At 68.1% G+C, this 2,849-nt stretch carries 2 protein-coding genes; both read right to left on the bottom strand.

Annotated elements, in window-relative coordinates; all coding sequences use genetic code 11:
* Positions 1–48: 48 nt before the first annotated feature.
* Positions 49–912 carry a bifunctional methylenetetrahydrofolate dehydrogenase/methenyltetrahydrofolate cyclohydrolase gene (locus BN11_RS17400; RefSeq protein ID WP_048699583.1) on the bottom strand — a complete coding sequence of 288 codons (864 nt, stop codon included), beginning with the start codon at positions 910–912 and terminating at the stop codon, positions 49–51.
* Positions 913–1,012: 100 nt separating this feature from the next.
* The coding region (locus BN11_RS17395; RefSeq protein WP_201329294.1) for a CotH kinase family protein at positions 1,013–2,849 on the bottom strand (1,837 nt) is incomplete at its 5' end.

The raw sequence follows: 2,849 nt of genomic DNA, 5'->3' as shown, positions 1-2,849 counted from the left end.
CCGGGTCGAGTGTCATCGTCGGTATGCGGTGTGGGCGCGTCGCGTTCCTCAGCTGCCGGCGGCGCGCTCGGCGGCCTCGACGACATTGCTCAGCAACATCGCCCGCGTCATCGGGCCCACGCCGCCGGGGTTGGGGCTGACCCAGCCGGCGACCTCCCAGACGCTCTTGTCGACGTCGCCGGCGACGACGCTGTGGCCGTCCTCGGCGGTGATCCGGCTGACGCCGACGTCGAGGACCGCGGCTCCCGGCTGGACCATGTCGGCGGTGACGATGCCCGGTACGCCGGCGGCGGCGATGATCACGTCGGCCCGGCGCAGCTCGCCGGCGAGGTCCTTGGTGCCGGTGTGACATGTGACGACCGTGGCGTTCTCCGAGCGGCGGGTGAGCATCAGGCCCAGCGGCCGGCCAACCGTGATCCCGCGCCCCACGATGGCGACGCGGGCACCCGCCAGGGGCACGTCATACCGTCGGAGCAACTCGATGCAGCCCTTGGGGGTGCACGGCAGCGGGGCCTCCTTGCCCAGGACCAGCCAGCCGAGGTTGGTCGGGTGCAGTCCGTCGACGTCCTTGGCCGGGTCGACGCGGCTGAGGATGGCGTTCTCGTCCAGCCCGGTCGGCTGCTGGACCAGGAAGCCGGTGCAGCCGGGCTCGGCGTTCAGTTCGTCCACGGTGGCGAGGACGTGGTCCAGGGTGGCCGTGGCGGGCAGGTCGCGGCGGTAGCTCGTCACGCCGATCTGGGCGGCGTCCTTGTGCTTGGCGTTGACATACCACGTGCTCGCGGGGTCGTTGCCGACCAGGACCGTGCCGATGCCGGGGACGACCCCGCGCTCGGCGAGCGCCGCGACCCTTTCGGTCAGCTCGGCCTTGATGGTGTCAAGGATCGCTTTGCCGTCGAGGGTCTGGGCCGTCATACGTCCGATCCTGACACACCCGTGACGTGCGTTCGTGCACCGGTGCGGCCAGGTCCGGCGGCACGGAGGGGGTAATGCCGCCGGACCCGCCGCCGCGCCCTTAGGGCTTGACGATCAGGCTCGCGTCGAAGAACAGGTCACTCGTCGCGGTCGCCGTGAACTGGTGCACCTCCACGGCGATCGTGTTGCTGCCGTTGCGGAAGGCGCTGACGGGCAGGGCGATCGAGTAGGTCGTCCCTTGCTTGCCGGGCAGCACATCCGACTTGGCCCGCGTGGTGTGCGTGATCGTGCCGGCCGGCATATTGCTGCGGGCGACTTCCTTGCCGTTGACGTAGATCACGGCGCCGTCATCGCGGCGCAGCCGCAGCGTCACGCCGGTGCGCGTGCCGGTGCCGATGTCGAAGGTCTTGCGGAAGTAGTAGCAGTAGCGGCCGACCGCAGTGTTGATCGTGGTCTTCTGGGTGGACCGGAAGCCCAACGGACCGGCACCCGTCTTCCACGCCGAGTCGATGAAGGTCGGGCTCTTCCAGTATTGGTTGGGTGCCGCCCATGGGTACCACTTCCAGCTCGATCCCATCGCGAAAACGATTGTGCTGGTTGGCGGCTGGGTGACGAAGACGGAGTTGCGCATGCCGGCCGTGCCCCTGCGGGGGTCGGTGCTGAAGGCCCAGTTGCTGCCGACGCTGTTGTCGAGGGCGGGGTCCTTCAGCTCCAGCGAGGGACCGGACGGGCCGGGCCACGGGCTTGTCGTGGCATAGGTCACCGAGTCGGCCACACGGGTGCCGTCCAGGACTGCCACCTCCTCGCCGGTGTCGGCGAGATCACCGCTGAAGACGCCGCCGGCGATGAAGTCGCCGCCGAACGCGCTGACGAGTTTGGCGTCGTCATTGCTCCAGACCAGATAGCCCTGCGGCGGCACGACCGTGCCGGGCACCAGCTGGCTGAGCCCAATCGCCGGGATCGACCAGTCGCTGATGTCCAGGCCGGTGGTGCCGGGGTTATAGACCTCGAGGTATTCCGGCGTGGTGGCGCCGGGCACGGCCTGGATCTCGTTGATCACCGGGGCGGCCGTGGCGCTCTGCGAGGTCGGGATGATCCCGCTGGTGGTGCCATTGGCGATCTCCCGGCGCCGCTCCTGCACACCGGCGACGAAGTTGCTGCGGGCGGTGGTTGGCGAGATGCCACCCCACTTCTGGTAGTCGAGGTTGAGGTCACTCGCGTGACCCGCCGTCAACTCGTCATACCGCTCGACCAGCCCGTTGCCGACGAGGAACCGGTCGTGCAGGGTGCGCACGCGGCGGAAGTGCATGGCCCGGAAGTCGGGCATCTTGAACAGGTTTTGCCAGATGCCGGGTCGGTCGATCCTGGGCGTCAAGAACGGGCCTGTGCCGTCGGCGCCGTTGTTGAAGACGAGGTCGAAGTCCCACGCAAGCACCTGCCAGCGCAGGGTCTGGGGGTTCTTGACCATGTAGAAGTTGCGGCTCCCGGTGTCCCAGCGGCGAGTAACGACCGTATGTGCCGTGTAGTTCGCGATCTCGGGCAGCGCCAAGTTGGCGCGAAGCCAGGCGAACTTCTCCGGGGAGTCCGGCGCGGCAAGTCGCTGGGTCAGTTCCCAGATGTCGGTGAAGTCGGTGTCATCGGGGTTCTTCTTCTCGACGTCCCCGCTGGCGGCCATGGTCGCTGCGTCGGGATAGCTCTTCAGCCCGTAGTTTTGGACCTTGTACATCGGCACGTCATCCATGCCGTGCGTCTTGCGCCAGGTCCCGTCGTAGTTCTCCAGGATCGTCACGACGGAGTGGAAGTCGCCATTGCGCTGGATGCGCACGGTGCCATGGCCGACCGTCATCTCGCGCGTCGCCGCGGCCACCTCCCACCCGACCCGCGAGCGAGGGACGCGCTCGTTCTGGATGTCGAACTTCTTCACGGGATAGGGGAAG

Source organism: Nostocoides australiense Ben110 (assembly GCF_001050535.1).
Classification (GTDB): domain Bacteria; phylum Actinomycetota; class Actinomycetes; order Actinomycetales; family Dermatophilaceae; genus Nostocoides_A; species Nostocoides_A australiense.
This window is presented reverse-complemented; position numbering and strand designations above follow the sequence as displayed.